This is a genomic window from Novosphingobium sp. FKTRR1, assembly GCF_020404405.1.
Taxonomy (GTDB): domain Bacteria; phylum Pseudomonadota; class Alphaproteobacteria; order Sphingomonadales; family Sphingomonadaceae; genus Novosphingobium.
Genome location: NZ_JAIZDA010000002.1, coordinates 146,352 through 164,050, shown reverse-complemented (window position 1 = coordinate 164,050; position 17,699 = coordinate 146,352). Strand labels below are relative to the sequence as shown.

General features: G+C 65.3%; 21 protein-coding genes. 15 read left to right on the top strand and 6 right to left on the bottom strand.

The window, feature by feature from the left end; genetic code table 11:
- The first annotated feature begins 14 nt into the window (after positions 1–14).
- The 5 genes from hemH to LDN95_RS02545 all read left to right on the top strand — a co-directional run bounded on the left by hemH (position 15) and on the right by LDN95_RS02545 (position 5,765).
- The gene (gene hemH, locus LDN95_RS02565) at positions 15–1,028 is read left to right on the top strand and encodes a ferrochelatase (protein WP_226016293.1); all 1,014 of its coding nucleotides are present in this window, start codon (positions 15–17) and stop codon (positions 1,026–1,028) included.
- A gap of 96 nt (positions 1,029–1,124) precedes the next feature.
- Positions 1,125–2,537, top strand: coding sequence for a cytochrome P450 (locus LDN95_RS02560; RefSeq protein ID WP_226016057.1), 1,413 nt, complete (start codon positions 1,125–1,127; stop codon positions 2,535–2,537).
- A 173-nt stretch (positions 2,538–2,710) separates the two neighbouring features.
- Positions 2,711–2,971 (top strand): 30S ribosomal protein S20, encoded by a 261-nt coding sequence (rpsT, locus tag LDN95_RS02555; RefSeq protein ID WP_226016056.1) that lies wholly within the window; start codon positions 2,711–2,713, stop codon positions 2,969–2,971.
- A gap of 539 nt (positions 2,972–3,510) precedes the next feature.
- Entirely contained in the window at positions 3,511–4,935 is a 1,425-nt protein-coding gene (gene dnaA / locus LDN95_RS02550) for a chromosomal replication initiator protein DnaA (RefSeq protein ID WP_226016055.1), read from the top strand.
- 62 nt (positions 4,936–4,997) lie between these two features.
- On the top strand, positions 4,998–5,765 hold the full coding sequence (locus tag LDN95_RS02545; protein ID WP_226016054.1) for a HesA/MoeB/ThiF family protein: 768 nt from the start codon (positions 4,998–5,000) through the stop codon (positions 5,763–5,765).
- On the opposite strand, the gene LDN95_RS02540 is transcribed toward LDN95_RS02545, so the two are convergent.
- The gene (locus LDN95_RS02540; protein ID WP_226016053.1) at positions 5,754–6,482 is read right to left on the bottom strand and encodes an NAD-dependent deacylase; all 729 of its coding nucleotides are present in this window, start codon (positions 6,480–6,482) and stop codon (positions 5,754–5,756) included. The genes LDN95_RS02545 and LDN95_RS02540 overlap by 12 nt on opposite strands.
- A gap of 147 nt (positions 6,483–6,629) precedes the next feature.
- Here LDN95_RS02540 and LDN95_RS02535 point away from each other — a divergent pair, with 147 nt between their 5' ends.
- Complete coding sequence (locus LDN95_RS02535; protein ID WP_226016052.1) at positions 6,630–6,806, top strand: CsbD family protein; 177 nt, start codon at positions 6,630–6,632, stop codon at positions 6,804–6,806.
- Between the two features lie 166 nt (positions 6,807–6,972).
- Here LDN95_RS02535 and LDN95_RS02530 read toward each other — a convergent pair whose 3' ends face one another.
- Together LDN95_RS02530 and LDN95_RS02525 are read right to left on the bottom strand one after the other, a co-directional pair.
- Positions 6,973–7,152: a NepR family anti-sigma factor gene (locus LDN95_RS02530; RefSeq protein WP_226016051.1), complete on the bottom strand. Its 180-nt coding sequence runs from the start codon at positions 7,150–7,152 to the stop codon at positions 6,973–6,975.
- 165 nt (positions 7,153–7,317) lie between these two features.
- On the bottom strand, positions 7,318–8,190 hold the full coding sequence (locus LDN95_RS02525) for a PhyR family response regulator anti-anti-sigma factor (RefSeq protein WP_226016050.1): 873 nt from the start codon (positions 8,188–8,190) through the stop codon (positions 7,318–7,320).
- A 369-nt stretch (positions 8,191–8,559) separates the two neighbouring features.
- On the opposite strand from LDN95_RS02525, the gene LDN95_RS02520 reads away from it, so the two are divergent.
- On the top strand, positions 8,560–9,213 hold the full coding sequence (locus LDN95_RS02520) for a sigma-70 family RNA polymerase sigma factor (RefSeq protein ID WP_226016049.1): 654 nt from the start codon (positions 8,560–8,562) through the stop codon (positions 9,211–9,213).
- A gap of 225 nt (positions 9,214–9,438) precedes the next feature.
- On the opposite strand, the gene LDN95_RS02515 is transcribed toward LDN95_RS02520, so the two are convergent.
- Positions 9,439–10,554 (bottom strand): OmpA family protein, encoded by a 1,116-nt coding sequence (locus LDN95_RS02515; protein WP_226016048.1) that lies wholly within the window; start codon positions 10,552–10,554, stop codon positions 9,439–9,441.
- A 208-nt stretch (positions 10,555–10,762) separates the two neighbouring features.
- Here LDN95_RS02515 and LDN95_RS02510 point away from each other — a divergent pair, with 208 nt between their 5' ends.
- The 5 genes from LDN95_RS02510 to LDN95_RS02490 all read left to right on the top strand — a co-directional run bounded on the left by LDN95_RS02510 (position 10,763) and on the right by LDN95_RS02490 (position 13,370).
- Complete coding sequence (locus tag LDN95_RS02510) at positions 10,763–11,014, top strand: GlsB/YeaQ/YmgE family stress response membrane protein (RefSeq protein ID WP_226016047.1); 252 nt, start codon at positions 10,763–10,765, stop codon at positions 11,012–11,014.
- An 88-nt stretch (positions 11,015–11,102) separates the two neighbouring features.
- A complete protein-coding gene (locus LDN95_RS02505; RefSeq protein WP_226016046.1) occupies positions 11,103–11,393 on the top strand; it encodes a hypothetical protein in 291 nt (96 codons plus the stop codon).
- A gap of 117 nt (positions 11,394–11,510) precedes the next feature.
- Complete coding sequence (gene dapB / locus LDN95_RS02500) at positions 11,511–12,239, top strand: 4-hydroxy-tetrahydrodipicolinate reductase (RefSeq protein ID WP_226016045.1); 729 nt, start codon at positions 11,511–11,513, stop codon at positions 12,237–12,239.
- Positions 12,240–12,249: 10 nt separating this feature from the next.
- Complete coding sequence (nth, locus tag LDN95_RS02495; RefSeq protein WP_226016044.1) at positions 12,250–12,957, top strand: endonuclease III; 708 nt, start codon at positions 12,250–12,252, stop codon at positions 12,955–12,957.
- A complete protein-coding gene (locus LDN95_RS02490; RefSeq protein WP_226016043.1) occupies positions 12,954–13,370 on the top strand; it encodes a hypothetical protein in 417 nt (138 codons plus the stop codon). The genes nth and LDN95_RS02490 overlap by 4 nt, the downstream gene beginning before the upstream one ends.
- Before the next feature lie 52 nt (positions 13,371–13,422).
- Here the strand turns inward: LDN95_RS02490 and LDN95_RS02485 are convergent, their stop codons facing one another.
- Positions 13,423–14,733, bottom strand: a complete 1,311-nt coding sequence (locus tag LDN95_RS02485) for a dicarboxylate/amino acid:cation symporter (protein WP_226016042.1) — start codon at positions 14,731–14,733, stop codon at positions 13,423–13,425.
- Between the two features lie 109 nt (positions 14,734–14,842).
- On the opposite strand from LDN95_RS02485, the gene LDN95_RS02480 reads away from it, so the two are divergent.
- Positions 14,843–15,616 carry an enoyl-CoA hydratase-related protein gene (locus LDN95_RS02480; RefSeq protein ID WP_226016041.1) on the top strand — a complete coding sequence of 258 codons (774 nt, stop codon included), beginning with the start codon at positions 14,843–14,845 and terminating at the stop codon, positions 15,614–15,616.
- An 18-nt stretch (positions 15,617–15,634) separates the two neighbouring features.
- On the opposite strand, the gene aroC is transcribed toward LDN95_RS02480, so the two are convergent.
- Positions 15,635–16,723, bottom strand: a complete 1,089-nt coding sequence (gene aroC, locus LDN95_RS02475; protein WP_226016040.1) for a chorismate synthase — start codon at positions 16,721–16,723, stop codon at positions 15,635–15,637.
- A 95-nt stretch (positions 16,724–16,818) separates the two neighbouring features.
- On the opposite strand from aroC, the gene LDN95_RS02470 reads away from it, so the two are divergent.
- Positions 16,819–17,127, top strand: coding sequence for an antibiotic biosynthesis monooxygenase (locus LDN95_RS02470; RefSeq protein ID WP_226016039.1), 309 nt, complete (start codon positions 16,819–16,821; stop codon positions 17,125–17,127).
- 99 nt (positions 17,128–17,226) lie between these two features.
- Complete coding sequence (locus tag LDN95_RS02465; protein WP_226016038.1) at positions 17,227–17,673, top strand: hypothetical protein; 447 nt, start codon at positions 17,227–17,229, stop codon at positions 17,671–17,673.
- Positions 17,674–17,699 lie beyond the last annotated feature (26 nt).

Below are 17,699 nucleotides of genomic sequence, written 5' to 3'. Positions count from 1 at the left end.
CCCGAAAGGCCATGATGGAACGTCCCGCCGATCACCCGCAGATAGCCACCGGCAAGCTGGGCGTGCTGCTCGTCAATCTGGGCACACCCGACGCGCCCGATGCGCCGTCGGTGAAGCGCTATCTGGGCGAATTCCTGTCCGACCGCCGCGTGGTCGAGATACCTTGGCTGCTGTGGCAGCCGATCTTGCGCGGGATCATCCTCAACACCCGGCCCAAGAAGTCGGCACACGCGTATTCTCAGGTGTGGACGCCCGATGGTTCGCCCTTGGCTGCCATCACCGCCGCGCAGGCTGTCGCCTTGCAGGCGCGGCTGGGCGATGCCGCCGTGGTGCGCCATGCCATGCGCTATCAAAGCCCGGCGATCGCGATCGAGCTGGACGCGCTGCTGGCCGCCGGGTGCGAGCGCATCCTGTTCGCCCCGCTCTATCCGCAGTACTCGGCGGCGACGACGGCCAGCGCGCTCGACGGGCTGGCCGCGTGGATCGCCAGCCGCCGCCGCCTGCCCGCATTGCGCACGCTGCCGCCCTATCACGATGATCCGGTGGCCATCGCCGCTCTGCACCGCGATCTTGCCCGCCAGATCGCGGCGCTCGATTTCGAGCCCGAGGCGCTGCTGCTCAGCTTTCACGGCATGCCCGAACGGACGCTGCATCTGGGCGATCCGTACCACTGCCACTGCCGCAAGACCGCGCGGCTGGTGGGCGAGGCGTTTGCCGCCAGCCACCCGTCGCTGCGGGTGATCACGAGCTTCCAGTCGCGCTTTGGCCGGGCCAAGTGGCTGGAACCGGCGACCGATGCGGTGCTGGTCGAACAGGCCCGCGCCGGAACGCGCAAGCTGGCCATCGCAGCGCCCGGCTTTTCGGCCGATTGCCTTGAAACGCTGGAAGAACTGGCGATTCGCGGCAAGGAGGAGTTCCTTGGCGCCGGTGGCACGCACTTTGCCGCGCTCGCTTGTCTCAACACCGGGGACGAGGGGATGGACATGCTCGAACATCTGGTCCGGCGCGAACTGGCGGGGTGGCTCTGAGGGGCTTTGCGCAAAGGCACCAGTGAGGGCTTTACGTGCTGCTGACATATGTGTCATTAATCGGGCGATTAACAACACCCCGGGAGATGACGTGTCATGGCCAGCCTGGCTCCAGCCGCGCCAGCGGAAATTCAGAACGAACGCGGCAATCCGCACTGGACCGGGCATCCCGGCGATGCCGCGCTCGATCACATCCCCGGCGAGGATGGCTGGCCGCTGGTCGGCACCACGTTCATGCAACTGTCCGATCCGCTGGGCTTCGGCAGCCGGATGGAGCGCACCCACGGCCGGATCTATCGCGCGAAAAGCTTTGGCCGGCGCGGGGTGACGCTGATCGGGCCCGATGCCAACGAACTGGTGCTGTTCGACCGCGACAAGCTGTTTTCCAGCGAACAGGGCTGGGGGCCGCTGCTCAACCTGCTGTTCCCGCGCGGGCTGATGCTGATGGACCACGATTCGCACCGGCTTGACCGGCGCGCCCTGTCGATCGCGTTCAAGCCGGGGCCGATGCGCGCCTATGCCGGACAACTCGACGCCGATATCGCGCGCGGGGTCGAAGCATGGGGGCAGCCCGGTGCGGCGCAAACCCCGATCCGCTTCTACAACGCGATCAAGGCGCTGACGCTGCAGACTGCGGCCACCAGCTTCCTCGGCCTGCCGTTCGGGCCTGAGGCGGACAAGCTCAACCGCGCGTTCGTCGACATGGTGCAGGCTGCGGTCGCGCCGATTCGCCGTCCCTTGCCGTTCACCGCGATGGGTCGGGGCGTCGCCGGGCGGCGCTTCATGGTCGAGTACTTTACCCGGCTGGTGCGCGAGCGGCGGGCATCGCCGGGGCAGGACATGTTCAGCCAGTTCGCGCTGGCCACGCGCGACGATGGACAGTTGCTGGCCGAAGATCTGGTGGTCGACCACATGATCTTTCTGATGATGGCCGCGCACGACACCATCACCAGTTCGGCCACCACGCTGTTCTGGCATCTGGCGCAGGATCAGGACTGGCAGGAACGGCTGCGCGCCGAATGTCGCGCGGTGGCAGGCGGCGATGCCCGGGCGATCGGCTATGACGATCTGGGCAAGCTCGAACTGACCGAACTCGCCTTCAAGGAGGCGCTGCGAATCATGCCGCCGGTGCCTTCGTTGCCGCGCCGGGCCCTGCGCGACTTTACCTTCGGCGGCTATCGCATCCCGGCAGGCACGACCGTGGGGATCAGCCCCGCCTCGGTCCACGCCGACCCGGCCTTGTGGCCCGATCCCGAACGTTTCGATCCCACGCGCTTTACCGCCGACAAAGTGGCGGCGCGGCACAAGTACGCCTGGGTGCCGTTCGGCGGCGGCGCGCACATGTGTCTGGGGCTGCACTTTGCCACGATGCAGACGCGCATTCTGGTCAACCACATCCTCACCCGCTATCGGATCACGGCTGAGCCGGGGTATGCGCCGCGCTGGCAGGCATGGCCGATCCCCAAGCCGCGCGATGGCCTGCGGCTGACGTTGCAGCGCATTGCCTGATCGGTCAGATAATGATCCACCCTTGCGGTGGAGCTGTCGAATCTGTTGACGATTCGCCCCTCCACCGCTAAGGGCCGCGCTTTCCGGCGGGTTTGCCCGCCTTTGTCGAGCAAACCACACCGATCGATCGGGCTGCTGACGCGGCCCGGCAGAGGACAGAAAACAGGACAGACATGGCCAATACGCCGCAAGCCCGCAAGCGCATCCGTCGCAACGAACGTCGCGCCGAAATCAATGGTAACCGTCTTTCGCGCATCCGCACCTTCGTGAAGAAGGTCGAGACCGCGCTCGCCGGTGGCGACAAGGCGGAAGCCGCCGAAGCGCTGAAGGCTGCACAGCCTGAACTCGCGCGTGGCGTGGCCCGTGGCGTGCTCCACAAGAACACCGTTTCGCGCAAGCTGTCGCGTCTCTCGAAGCGAGTCGCCTCGCTCTGAGACCCGCCTCCGTTCGCGGAGGGACCAGCATCAAGCGTAACAGAACTAAGGCGGCCGACGTATCACACGTCGGCCGCTTTGTCGTTTATGGCTCAAATCTGTCACACCCCGAATGGCCAAGTCACGGAAACATCGCGATTCGGTTGTCAAAATTCAAAAAAATCCAATAAAAACAATGAAATTATGCGGGAACCGCAGTCTTGCTGAGTCAAGCCGGATTATTTCAGTTTTTTTAAAATCCATTGCTTGCGAATCTTGCGGCTCAGCCAATACAGATGGGTTCCCGGCTTCGTTCGCCTCTTCTTCAACGGAAGGCTGCGTGGCCGCTGGGGGTCATGAAAATGGATCGGGTCGAAGCCGGAAGGGCGCTTTGCAGCGCTTTTCGGCAAGGAAGAGTTTGTGCCGTCGGTCGGCTGATCGGTGGCATCGGGGTAACGGGACCGTAACGCGTGAAACTGGACGAATTCAGCGGTGGTGTGAATGGGCGTGGACCGGCGAAAGCCGGCCTTGATCCCGCAGCCACCCGCAAGGGACGCGAAATGGCAACTGCCCGTGACAATGCACCGACCGACGATCAGGAAGCACTCGATCTGGCGGCCGACTGGGCCGACATCAGCCAGGGGCTGAAGAAGGATCTGGGCTCGCAGCTCCACAGCCAGTGGATCAAGCCGATCCAGCTTGGTGCATTCTGCAAGGACACCGGCACGCTCGACTTGTTCCTGCCTACCGAGTTTTCGGCCAACTGGGTGGCAGACCGCTTTGCCGACCGGCTCAGCCTCGCATGGAAGATCGCGCGCGCCGAAGTGCGGCAAGTGCGGATCACCGTGCATCCCCGTCGCCGTGCCATGCCCGAACTGCGCCTTGGTGGCGGCAGCACGGTCGCATCGGGTGCCGGCAACGCGGCGGTGGCGGCTCCGGCACCGCTGGCAACCGATCCGCAAGCCAGCGGGCTCGATCCTTCGCTGACGTTCCCCGAATTCGTGTCCGGCACGGGCAACGTGCTGGCGGTCAACGCGGCGCAACGCATGGCCGCGCTCGAAACCCCGCAGTTTGCCCCGCTCTATCTCAAGGCCTCGACCGGGCAGGGCAAGACGCACCTGCTGCACGCCATCGGCCATGCCTATGCCGCGGCGCGGCCGGGCGCGCGGATCTTCTACTGCTCGGCCGAACGCTTCATGATCGAGTTCGTGCAGGCCATGCGCCAGAACGAGATGATCGAGTTCAAGGCGCGGTTGCGCGGGTTCGATCTGCTGCTGGTCGACGACATCCAGTTCATCATCGGCAAGTCGAGCACGCAGGAGGAATTCCTCCACACCATCGACGCGCTGCTGAGTGCGGGCAAGCGGCTGGTGGTTGCCGCCGACCGTGCCCCGCAGGCGCTCGACGGCGTGGAACAGCGGCTGCTCTCGCGCCTGTCGATGGGCCTTGTCGCCGATATTCAGCCGGCCGACATCGACTTGCGCCGCAAGATCCTCGAACACCGGCTCGGTCGCTTTGCCAGCACCCATGTGCCGGCCGATGTGATCGACTTTCTGGCGCGCACCATCAACCGCAACGTGCGCGAACTGGTCGGCGGGCTCAACAAGCTGATCGCCTATGCCCAGCTCACCGGGCAACCAGTGTCGTTGCAACTGGCCGAAGAACAGCTCACCGACATCTTGTCGGCCAACCGCCGCCGCATCACCATCGATGAAATCCAGCGCACGGTCTGCCAGTTCTACCGCGTCGACCGCACCGAGATGGCCAGCAAGCGCCGCGCGCGCGCGGTGGTGCGCCCCCGGCAGGTGGCAATGTATCTTGCCAAAGTGCTGACCCCGCGCAGCTACCCCGAGATCGGCCGCAAGTTCGGTGGCCGCGACCATTCGACGGTGATCCACGCGGTCCGCCTGATCGAGGAACTGCGCACCCGCGACGCCGACATGGACGGCGACGTGCGCACCCTGCTGCGCCAGCTGGAAGACTGACGCCTGTATCCTTGAGGGCGATTGCCCTCGCATTTTCGGCCACCGCTTCCTAACTGGCTGGCATGACACCTGACCGCCTTGACCGCTTCGCCCGCCACATCGTCCTGCCCGAAGTGGGCGGGGCGGGGCAGGCGCGGCTGGTCGCCAGCCACGTGGTGCTGGTCGGGCTTGGCGGCATCGGCAGCCCGGCGCTGCAATATCTTTCCGGGGCGGGCATAGGGCGCCTGACGCTGATCGATGATGACGTGATCGAGGCGTCGAACCTGCAGCGCCAGACCATCTTCACTCCCGCCGACATCGGCCGCTCGAAAGCCGCAGCGGCAGCGGATTGGGTGCGCCGGTTCGACCCGGCGCTGGTGGTGACCGCGCATGACACCCGCGTCACCCGCAACACCGCGCGCAGCCTGATCGCCGGGGCGGATGTCGTACTCGATGGCTGCGACAACTTCGCCACCCGGCTGGCGGTCTCGGACGCCTGCGTGGCGGCGGGCATCCCCTTGACCAGTGCGGCGCTCGGCCGGTTTCAGGGGCAGGTCGCCAACTTCGCCGGGCATCGCGAGGCGCATTCCTGCTACCGCTGTTTCGTCGGCGATGCCTTCGACGCCGAAGATTGCGACACTTGCGCCGATCTGGGCGTGCTGGGGGCGATGGTGGGCATGGTCGGCACGTTTGCCGCGATGCACGCGCTGCGGGTGCTGCTGGAGGGCGCGGCGACGCTGGGCGATCCGCAATGGGGCCAGCTGCACGTGCTCGACGGCCTCAAGCCCGCTCTGCGCACGATGCGCATCGCGGCGGACCCGGAGTGCTCGGGTTGCCGATCAGCGCTCTAACAGGCCTTCCACCCAACCTGACACGGTAGCGGTGGCCGGACCCAGCCGCGTCTCGTGAAACCAGGCCGAACCTTGCGAGCGTTCGAGGTTGAGTTCGAGCGTCTGCAAGCCCAGTTCGCGCGCGGTCCGCACGAAGCCTGCCGCCGGATAGACCGCGCCCGAAGTGCCGATCGACACGAACAGGCTGGCCTGCGCCAGCGCCTGATAGATGTCCTCCATGCGATAGGGCACTTCGCCGAACCACACGATGTCGGGGCGCAGCGCGGGCGCGCCGCACGCCGGGCAGGGCGGCCGCTCGATCAGCGCGCCGGTCCAGCGGTGGCGGGTGTCGCACGCCGTGCACCAAGCGCTCAGATGCTCGCCATGCATGTGCAGCACGTTGGTCGCCCCACCGCGCTCATGCAGGTCATCGACGTTTTGCGTGACGATCAGCACGGAGCCGCCGCCCGACCGCACCGGCCATTCACGCTCCAGCCGGGCCAGCGCAATGTGCGCGGCGTTCGGCTGCTTGGTCTGGATGGCGGCGCGGCGCATGTCATAGAACCGCAACACCAGCTCGGGATCGCGGGCAAAGGCTTCGGGCGTCGCGACATCCTCCACCCGGTGCTGCTCCCACAGGCTTGGGCCACCGTTGGCGCCCGCGCGGAAGGTGTCGATGCCGCTTTCGGCGCTGACGCCTGCGCCGGTCAGGATCACGATGTTGCCGCTGATGGTCATGGCCCGAGGTCTATCCGGCGGACATGGTCCATCGCAAGCCCGCCGATGGGGCACGGTTCGTCGCAAACCGCGGGAACCGCGAGCCGTGGCGATCGTTGGTCAGTTGAAGCGACGCGCTTCGGCACAACCAGATGAAGGAGACAGATCATGGGTTCGACCTCGGATCGCCTGGCCGGTGCGGCCAATTCGGCCATCGGCAAGGCCAAGGAAGCCATCGGCAAGGAAACCGGCGACGCCGAACTGACCGCCAAGGGCGCGGTGCAAGACCTCAAGGGCAAGGCGCAGACCGCCGCCGGCAAGGCCAAGGCCGCGCTGGGCGAGTGACGCCCGAAGGTGTCGGGCGTTGCGCGAAGCAGGTGCCCGATTGCCGTTCCGGAAAAGTGAAAAGGCCCTGCCGGGAACGGCGGGGCCCTTTTGCTTGGTGGCCGCAAAGCGCCCAATCGAAAGGATCTGCGCCGCGCTGACGCAGATCCGTGTTTCCCGACCGAGCCTATTTCTGGATCTGGCGGGCGAGTTGTTCCATCAGCGCGCGGAAATCTTCCGGTACCGGTTCTTTGGCCGCGTCGTCATAGAACTTGCGGATGTCTTCGGCCCAATGGGGCGGCCTGGGGCCTTGCGGTGTCACCGCCGAAGGCTCGGGCCGGGAGAAGGGCGATTGGTTCTCGGACACGGGGCGACTATCCAGAAATGACTGCGGGCCGGGCAAGGCACCGGGGAAAGGCTGCCCGGCGCCGCGCTCCTGCCGGAGTACAGGAGCCGTTCATAACCAAGAACGTTTGCAAAACCTATCGGTTCCATCGGGATTTTGTGCGCAATCGCACCCTTTTTGGACCGTTCAACGCCCATAGTTTCCGCCGAAGAACAGCGCCTGGCTGATGGCGGTCTTGAGCGTTTCTTCGCGGAACGGCTTGCTGATCAGGAACACCGGCTCGGGGCGCTCGCCGGTCAGCAGCATCTCGGGGAACGAGGTAATGAAGATCACCGGCACCGGGCTGATCCTGAGGATGGCGTCGACCGCCTCGATCCCGGTGCTGCCATCGGCCAGTTGCACGTCGGACAGCACAAGGTCGGGGCGGAAACTGTCGAATGCGGCGCGTGCTTCGGCGGCAGTGGTGGCGGTTGCGGCCACGGTGTGCCCGGCTTCCTCGATGATCATCGCGATGTGGCTGGAAATCAGCGGCTCGTCCTCGATGATCAGCAAGCTGGCGATGCGGTCGCCCGCCAGTTCGACCAGAGCGGCATCGACCAGCCGCTGCGCTTCGGCTTCTTCAAGCCCCAGAATCGCGGCGGTGTCGGCGATCGGAAACTCTTCGAGCTGGTTGAGCAACAGCGCCTGGCGCTGGCGCGAAGGGATGCGTTCAAGCTGCGAGCCATGGCGCTGCGTCGGCTCGGCGGTGTGGTCGGCGGTGGTCTCGTGCCCCGACGTCCACACTTTGGTGAAGGCGGTATAAAGTCCGACCGGACTGGCGGTGATCTGTGCCAGCATCGCCGGATCGGCCAGCGCGGCTTCGAGCGTGGCGCGCACAAAGGCGTCGCCCGAGGCCTGCGACCCGGCCACCGCCCGCGCATAGCGTCGCAGCAAGGGCAACGCCGCCGTCAGCCGGTCGTTTGGCGTGACCGGCGCGTTCACCGCACCCGTGCCGGTCAGCGGTCCTGACCCCGGCAGCGGAGTAGTCGGTGCGGTCGGTGTTGTCGCAGCAGTCATCATGATCGCGTGATCCCCAGCAAGGTCGGTGTTTCAGCCTTTGTCCGGGCCGCCACTTTGCCATACACTGTCACGACGTTACCCCCTTGATAAATCGACGGGCCGGGCCGGTTAGATGGCCGGACAAGTTCGTCAGCGGCAAGACCCGGGGCCATGCCGGAACCCACCTTAGCTATGTGGCCGAGCGGCGGTTTTGTTCCGGGCCGGTGCAAATATTTTCGCGGCGATTTTCACTTCGCCGATGCGCTTGGCCGTACGCCGCGACCGTTTCGACTGAAACGACCGCGATAGGGCGAAATAAGTCGGGTGCCGTACGGAACCTTTTGTTTTCGGGACCATTGGCGAGTAACGTACGTCTACGCGGAGGATATCATGACCGTCGATTCCACGAACATGCCCGACGACGACTTTCCGCCCCACCAGCGTGTGTCCGATGCCGAGTTCCATCAGCTTTTGACCGATTCGATCCCGCACTTGCGCGCCTTTGGCCGGTCGCTGTGCGGCTGTCGCGATCGCGCCGACGATCTGGTGCAGGAAACGCTGATGAAGGCGTGGGCCGCGCGCGACCGCTATGTCGCCGACAGCAGCTTTCGCGCCTGGACCTTCACCATCTTGCGCAACCACTATTACGGGCTGGTCCGGCGCAACCGCTTCGTCGGTGAATATGACGAAGCGGTGGCCGAACGGATTCTGGTCACCAGCGGCGGCCAGGAAAGCCGGATCGAGGCCACCGACGTATTGCGCGCGCTTGGCACGTTGCCGGCCGCCCAGCGCGAAGTGCTGGTGCTGATGGCCGTGGGCAATGTCAGCTATGAAGATATTGCCGACATCTGCGGGGTTGCATTGGGGACCGTCAAGAGCCGGATCGCCCGCGCCCGCGCCACGATGTCGGCCATGCTCGAAAACGGGGTGATGCCCGACAACCGGCACAACTTCGTGCTCGAAGGCGAAGTGCTCGACGCCTTCTTCGCCCAGTTGCACGAAGTCGCCAGCAACTACGACCTGACGCAGGTCGCTGCAGCCTGAAATTCGTCGCCCGATCAGGGCGACGATGACCCCACGATCGAATGACGATCAGCCCCGGAAACGCCGCCAAGCGTTTCCGGGGCTTTTTTCTGGCAAACGGCGCTGCTGCAAACGCCGCTGCCATCGCCACACCTGAACGGCGAAAAGTGCGAACAACGAAAAGGGGGTCCGGATCGCTCCGGCCCCCCCTCGACGTAAGGCTTTGCAGTCTTGGTGCGTCGGGAATTACATCCCTGCGCCCGGACCATAAGTGATCTCGACGCGGCGGTTCTGCAATTCGCGCACACCGTCGGCGGTGGGCACCCGCTGGTTGTCCTCACCAAAGCCCTTGGTGGTGATGGCCGAACCCGTGACCCCATGCGAGGTCAGATAACCGCGCACTTCGTCCGCACGACGGTTCGACAGCGCGACGTTGTAGGTCTTGCTGCCCGAAGCGTCGGCATAACCTGCGACCATGATCGGCACGCTGGCGCAGTTGCCATAAGCCGTGACGGCATTGTCGAGGATGGTAGCAGCCTCGGCGGTGACGTCCGACTTGTTCCAGTCGAAGAACACGATGTACGGACCGGTGTTGCACACCACTGCAGGCGGCGGGGGCGGCGGCGGAGCAGGCGGCGGAGGCGGCGGGGGCGGCGGCGGTGCTGCGACCGGTTCTTCGATGGGCTCGACCTTGGGGCCGCCGAAGTTGTACGTCAGCGTTGCCAGCACCGAGTGCGAGCGCAGCTTGGCGGTCTGTTCGAAACCGGTGCCGCGATAGAACTTGTCGGCATTGTCGGGGCGGAAGTAGCGATACTTGACGCCAAGGTCGATGTGGTCGCTGATCGGCGCGGTCAGGCCGGCCAGGGCCTGCCAGGCAAACCCGTTGGAACGGCCGCGCACCGGATCGGCACCGGGCAGGTCTTCCTTGAGCGAGGTCCGCGCCCAGCCGGCGCCGCCACCGGCATAGAGCTTGACGCCGCCGACCTTGCCGACGCTGAACAAGGCGTTGGCCATCGCGGCGACCGTGGTGGTCCGTCCGCGCAGGCCATTCGATCCGTCGACATAGCCGAACGGTGCGATCACCGACGGGGCGCGATCCTGACTTTTCAGGTAGGCGCGGTTGTAGAAGCCTTCGGCTTCAAGGCGAAAGCCCCCGAAATCATAGCCCAGCGCGCCGCCGGCTTCCCAGCCGGTCTTGAACCGGTCGAGCCGTTCGAAAGTGTCGGACGGACCATAGACCTTGGCCTTGTCATGCAGGACCACACCACCTTCGACGGTGACATAGGGTCCGGCGCCTTCGGCATGGGCGGTCGCGCCCAGCGCTGTCGTGGCAAGGGCCACGGCAAGAAACAGTTTTCTCATGTTGGAAATTCCTCCTCAGGTGCGGCCGATCGCTTCGGCGGGGGAAGACAAAGCGACCGGCCGTCACCGCAGAGAAGTCATGAGCGGGCAAAAGGTTTCGTCAAGGTTCCGGGTGCGGGCGAATAAATCGTGCCCCGCCGCGATCGGCGCTCGGAACAACTGCGCAAGTGCCCGGTTTATCCCGCAGGACAAAGAGAGGAGTTGCAAGATGGGTATCATTCTGTGGTTGGTCATCGGGGCCGTCGTCGGCGCGCTGGCAGGCCTTATCATGCGCGAGAGCTATGGCATTCTGGGCAACATCGTGGTCGGCATCGCCGGCGCGTTCATCGGCGGCCTGATCTTTTCGCATGGCAGCATCAACAACGGCCCGCTGACCGTGAACACCTTCGCGGTCTCGCTGATCGGCGCTGTGCTGCTGCTGGCGGTGGCCAACCTGTTCCGTCGCGGCACGCTGCGCTGAACCGGCACCCGCCGATCAGCAACATCAGGCACCATCAGGCAACATCGGGAGCGGATCGCCATGATGCCGCCCCCCCAGGAGACTGCACATGAAACCGATCCCCTTCCTGATGTTGGGTGCAGTGCTGCTGCTGCCGCTGGCGGCTTGCAGCAAGTCGCCCGACACATCGGCCGAACGCCGCGCCGATGTCGAAGCCGATGCGGCCAGTACCGACCTTGCCACCGGTGGGCAGGCGCTGGGCGATGCAGCCGATCATGCCGCCAAAAGCATCAAGGCCACCGGCGAACAGGCACTGCGCGACGCCAAGCTGGCCACCGACAAGGCGGCCGCCAAGGTCGATGAAAAGGCGCACAAGGTGGGCGAGGCGCTCAAGGACTGACTTCTGCCGCGCCACCCCCTTGGCAGCGGCGCAATTGTGCCGCAAGGACTTGGCCCTGAGACAGATGCATTGTGCGGATTCCTTCGCGGGGCCGCGCCCGGGCAAGGGACAGGACACGTGGCACGAATCGGAGTGGTGGGCAGCCAGGGACGGATGGGCCAGGCGCTTCAGGAAGCCATCGTGGCCGCTGGCCACGTCTATGCCGGTGGCGTGGACAAGGGTGACGATCCTGCCGCTCTTGCTACCACCGCCGATGTGCTGGTCGATTTTTCGGCCCCCGCCGGGCTGGAGAACAGCCTCGATGCCGCCATCCACGCGGGCATACCCATCGTGGTCGGCACCACCGGACTGGAAGAGCGTCACCACTGGCTGATCGATGCGGCGGCGGTAAGCATTCCGGTGCTGCAGACCGGCAACACCTCGCTTGGCGTTACCCTGCTTGCCCATCTGGTGCACGAAGCCGCCGCGCGGCTGGGCGAGGACTGGGACATCGAGATCGTCGAGACCCATCATCGCAAGAAGGTGGATGCGCCGTCGGGCACCGCGCTGCTGCTGGGCGAGGCGGCGGCCAAGGGGCGCGGCGTGTCGCTGCGCGAGGTCGAGCAGCGCGGACGCGATGGCGTGACCGGTGCGCGCGAGGAAGGCGCCATCGGCTTTGCCAGCCTGCGCGGCGGTTCGGTCTCGGGCGATCACACCGTCTATTTCCTTGCCGACAACGAACGCATCAGCCTTTCGCATCTGGCCGAGAACCGTGGTATCTTCGCGCGCGGTGCAGTGCGCGCGGCGGGCTGGCTGCTGGGCAAGGCGCCGGGGCGCTACACCATGGCCGAGGTGCTCGATCTTTGAGCGCCGCAGCATGACCCGCGCCGACATCTTCGCGTTTTTCCAGCGGCTGGCCGAGGCCAATCCCGATCCGCAGACCGAGCTGGAATATGGCAACGTCTACCAGTTGCTGGTTGCCGTAACGCTGTCGGCGCAGGCGACCGACGTTGGCGTCAACAAGGCGACGCGCAAGCTGTTCGCGCTGGTGCAGACCCCGCAACAGATGCTCGATCTGGGCGAGGAGGGGCTGAAGGCGCACATCAAGACCATCGGCTTGTTCAACTCCAAGGCGAAGAACGTGATCGCCATGGCCGAGATCCTCGTGCGCGAACATGGCGGTGAAGTGCCCGCCGATCGCGATGCGCTGACCGCGCTGCCCGGCGTCGGCCGCAAGACCGCCAATGTCGTGCTCAATTGCGCCTTTGGCGAAGAGACGTTTGCCGTCGACACCCACATCTTCCGCGTCGGCAATCGCACGGGGCTGGCCAAGGGCAAGACCCCGCTGGCGGTGGAAAAGCAGCTTGAAAAGAAGGTGCCGCAGCCCTTTCGCGTCGGCGCGCATCACTGGCTGATCCTGCATGGCCGCTATATCTGCAAGGCGCGCAGCCCCGAATGCTGGCACTGCGGGGTGGTTGACCTTTGCGGTTACAAGGCGAAGATCGTCGAGAAGGGGGCAAAACCCAAACCAGCGCCTGCGACTCGCCGCAAACCCGGTGGCGCGGGCAAGGAGAGCAAGCCATGACGATCAGGCCCACCGCGCTCGTTTCGATCACCGCCGCATTGCTGTTGACCGGCGCATGCGCTGCCGCAACCGGCGGTACCTCAGCCGCTGGCAACGATGGCCACCGCGCCGATGTGCCCGCCGCGCGCCCGACCGGCGCCCCGGTCAGTTGCATTTCGCTCGGCCAGATCAGCGAAAGCCGGGTGCGCGACGACTGGACCATCGACTTCCGCGTCGGCGTGAGGAAATGGTACCGCGTCAACCTGCCCAACCGCTGTTCGGGGCTGGGGTTCGAACGCGCGTTTTCCTATGCCACCTCGCTATCGCAACTGTGCAGCACCGACATCATCACGGTGATCCAGCAAGGCGGCGGTGGCGCCCCGCGCGGGTCGTGCGGACTTGGCCAGTTCCAGCCGGTCGAACTGGCCAAGTAACTCCGCGCGCCGCGCCTCGGGCCCTGCGCCCCCCGCGTACGCCGAGGTCGGTTCAAACGCCAGGATCGAGGTTGAGCCCCTTGCGGCCCTGTTCGGGGGTATCGTGCGGGGGCAGCGGCACATCGGCGTCGGGATCGAGCGGCGGCTGGAGCATGCCCTCCCAGCGGGTGATCACGGCGGTGGCCATCGCGTTGCCGACGACGTTGGTGGCGGTGCGCCCCATGTCGAGGAAGGTGTCCACCCCCAGCAGCAGTGCGACGCCTTCCACCGGCAGGCCGAACTGGGTCAGCGTGGCGGCGATGACCACCAGGCTGGCGCGCGGCACCCCGGCAATGCCCTTTGACGTGATCATCAGCGTCAGCAGCATGGCGACCTGCTGCCCCGCCGACAGATGAATGTTATAAGCCTGCGCGATGAACAGCGTGGCAAAGCTGGTGTACATCATCGACCCGTCAAGGTTGAACGAATAGCCCAGCGGCAGGACGAAGCCCGAAATGCGGCGCGGTACGCCGAACCGGTCAAGCTGTTCAAACAGCTTGGGCAGCGCGCTTTCCGAACTGGCGGTCGAGAACGCCAGCAGCACCGGCTCGCGGATGTACCGCGCCAGCAGGAATGCACGCCTGCCGAGGAACACGAAACCCGCACTGAACAGCAGTACCCACAGCAGCAGCAGCCCGAAATAGAACTCGGACACGAACACGCCATACGTCACGACGATGCCCAGACCCTTGGTCGCGACCACCGATCCCAGCGCGCCGAACACCGCGAGCGGCGCGGCCTTCATCACATAGCCGGTGATCGTCAGCATCAGCGTGGCCAGCGCCTCGGCCGCGCGGACCAGCGGCTTGCCCTCATCGCCGATCGCCGACAGCGCCACGCCCGCAAACAGCGAAAATACCAGGATCTGCAGGACATTGTTCTTGCCCATCGCCTCGAACACGCTGGTCGGGAAGATCTCCAGCACGAAGTGGCGCAAGGTGAAGTCGGCGGTGGCCAGATCGCCCACCGGCGCAGCGGCGGTGAACTGCAAGCCGTGGCCGGGCTGGAAGAAGTTGACCAGCACCAGCCCCAGCCCGATCGAGATCAGGCTGGCGGTGATGAACCAGCCGAGCGCCCGGCCGCCGATCCGGCCCAGCGCGCTGCTGTCGCCCATGCTGGCGATCCCGGTCACCAGCGTCGCCAGAATCAGCGGCGCGATGATCATCTTGATCAGGTGCAGGAACACCTCGGGCAAGAGCTTGAGAACGTCGGCAATCTGCGCCAGCACCTTGCTGTCGGCGGGGTAGCTTTGGTGCAGCAGGTGGCCCAGCGCGATGCCTGCAACCATGGCGATCAGAATGTAATACGTCAGGCGTTTCGCCACGGTGCGGGTTCCCCATACGGTTGTCGGCGCGCAACCTAGCTGGCATGACCCGTCTCGGCAACGGACGCCCCAAGAAGGTCCGGCGCGCGACAGGAGAGGCACAAGGCAGATGCAGCATATCACCGTGCAACAGGACGGCCACGTCACGCGGATCGAGCTGGCCCGGCCGCAGCAGTTGAACGCCATCAACGCGCAGATGCACGCCGAACTGGAAGCCGCGTTCAACGCCTTTGCCGCCGACGATGACCAGTGGCTCGCCGTGATCACCGGACAGGGCCGCGCGTTCTGTGCGGGCAGCGATCTGAAAGCCGTGGTGGCCGAAGGGCATCGGCCCTATCCGGCGCATGGCTATGCCGGGCTGATCGAGCGCTTCGATTGCGACAAGCCGATCGTCGCGGCGGTCAACGGACTGGCGCTGGGCGGCGGGTTCGAGGTGGCGCTGGCCTGCGATCTGATCATTGCCGCCGAGAGCGCGCGCTTCGGCCTGCCCGAACCGCGCGTCGGTGCGGTCGCGCTGGGGGGCGGGCTGCACCGCTTGGCGCGGCAGATCGGGCTGAAGCGCGCGATGGGGATGATCCTGTCGGCCGAGCCGGTCGATGCGCGCGAAGGCGAACGGCTTGGCTTCGTGACACAAGTCGTGCCCGATGCCGAACTGGCAGCGGCGACCGAGCGCTGGGTGGAAACCATCCTGAAGGGCGCGCCGCTGTCGATCCGCGCGTCAAAGCAGGCAGTGATGCGCGGGCTGGACGAGCCGGGCGTGGCCGCCGCCATGGCTGCGCAAGAAAGCTATCCCGCGTTTGCCGCATGGCGTGCCAGCGATGATGCGCGCGAAGGGCCGACCGCCTTTGCCGAAAAGCGCCCGCCAGTGTGGCAGGGGCGCTGATTCAGGCGGGACCGCTACCTACCTTCCGGTCTGGGCGCGGTGCAGCAGCTTCTGGTCGGCCAGCACGAGCGCCATCATCGCCTCGACCACCGGCACGCCGCGAATGCCCACGCACGGATCGTGGCGGCCCTTGGTGAACAGGTCGGTCGCCTCACCGTCTCGGGTGATCGTGGGCATGGGAGTGAGGATCGAACTGGTCGGCTTGAACGCCACCCGCACACTGACCGGCTGGCCGGTGGAGATGCCCCCGGCGATGCCGCCCGCGTGGTTGGCGGTGAAGATCGGCACGCCTTCGTTTCCGGGTCGCATCGGATCGGCATTGCCTTCGCCGGAATTGGCGGCGGCGGCAAAGCCATCGCCGATTTCCACGCCCTTGACCGCGTTGATGCCCATCATCGCGTGCGCCAGTTCGGCGTCGAGCTTGGCATAAAGCGGCGCTCCCCACCCGGCGGGAACCCCGGTGGCAATGCATTCGACAACCGCGCCCAGCGACGACCCGGCCTTGCGTGCCGTGTCGACCAGTTCTTCCCAGCGCGCCGCCGCTTTGGCATCGGGGCAGAAGAACGGGTTGTTGCCGATTTCGGCGGCGTCGAAGTTGGCCGGATCGATGGCGTCGCCGCCAATCGCGCTGACCCATGCCAAGATGCTGACCTCGGGGATCGCCAGCCGCGCCACTGCGCCCGCTGCCACGCGCGCGGCGGTTTCGCGCGCGCTCGATCGTCCGCCGCCGCGATAGTCGCGGAAACCGTACTTGGCGTCATAGGCATAGTCGGCATGGCCGGGGCGATAGGCTTTGGCCACGTCGCCATAGTCCTTGGACCGCTGGTCGACGTTCTCGATCATCAGGCTGATCGGCGTGCCTGTGGTCCGCTGGATGCCATCTTGGCCTTCAAACACGCCCGACAGGATCTTCACCTGATCGGGTTCCTGCCGCTGCGTGGTGAAGCGCGAGGTGCCGGGGCGGCGCGCGTCCAGAAAGGGCTGGATGTCCGCTTCGCTCAGCGGCAGTCCGGGCGGGCACCCGTCGACGACCGCGCCCAGCGCAGGCCCGTGGCTTTCGCCCCAGGTGGTGAAACGGAAGACGTGGCCAAAGGAATTGAAGCTCATGGCTGCGCCATGTCGCAACCGGGGCAAAAAGTCCATTGCCCAGCCCGTGCCCGGTCCTGCATGGGCTGGGCGCCAGGCATACCGGAGTTCAGCCCATGTACCTTGTCGTCTTTCGCAACCGCAAACGGGCCGACATCGATGCCGCAGCCTATGGCGCCGATGCCGATGCGATGGAGGCCTTGGCCCGCGCGCAGCCCGGCTTCCTGTCGTTCAAGAGCTACACCGCCGCCGATGGCGAGGTCATCGCCCTGTCCGAATGGGAGAGCGAGGCCGCCGCGCATGACTGGCGGCGGCAGTCCGACCACGCCGAGGTGCAGGGTCGGGGGCGCAGCGACTACTACGAGAGCTACACCCTGTTCGCCGGAACCCCGACGCGGGTGCATCGCTTCGGGCGCGAGGGCTGAGCATTTTTAGCCAGCTTGCCAGTGGATAGAGACTTTTCAATTGACTAATTTCGAGGTGGAAAGCCACGTTTAGCTTATTCGATTTTTGAGGAGCATCCGATGGCAAGTGACAGCAGCGATCACCATTTTGAACTGGCCGTTCAGATCGCTGTTGAAGGCCTGAAAAATTTGTTCATTTTGAACGGCGGGGCTGCAACTGCGCTAATTGCGCTTACCTCACAGGGAGGGGGTGGTGATAAATATGCTCTTGCCGTCGTGCTTTTTGGTATCGGAGCTCTTTGTTCCGTTTGCGCATTTGCCTCAGGATACTTTTCTCAACTTAGCTATGCAAATCATATGAAGTCCGGTGCTTCAGCAGCTTGGCAATCTCATGGATTTTTTCAGAAACTTACAATGGGGTTGGTTGTCCTAAGTCTTGTTACAAGTGGAATAGGTATGTCTATGGCATTGATTTCTTCTGTAGGCAGATGGGGGCATCAAGCTTTGGCGTGTACGAAATCCCAGCCTAGCACCCTACGTAAGAAGCCGGGGGCACCCGCAATCTAACGTCCACGTTGAGCGAATTGCTTCTC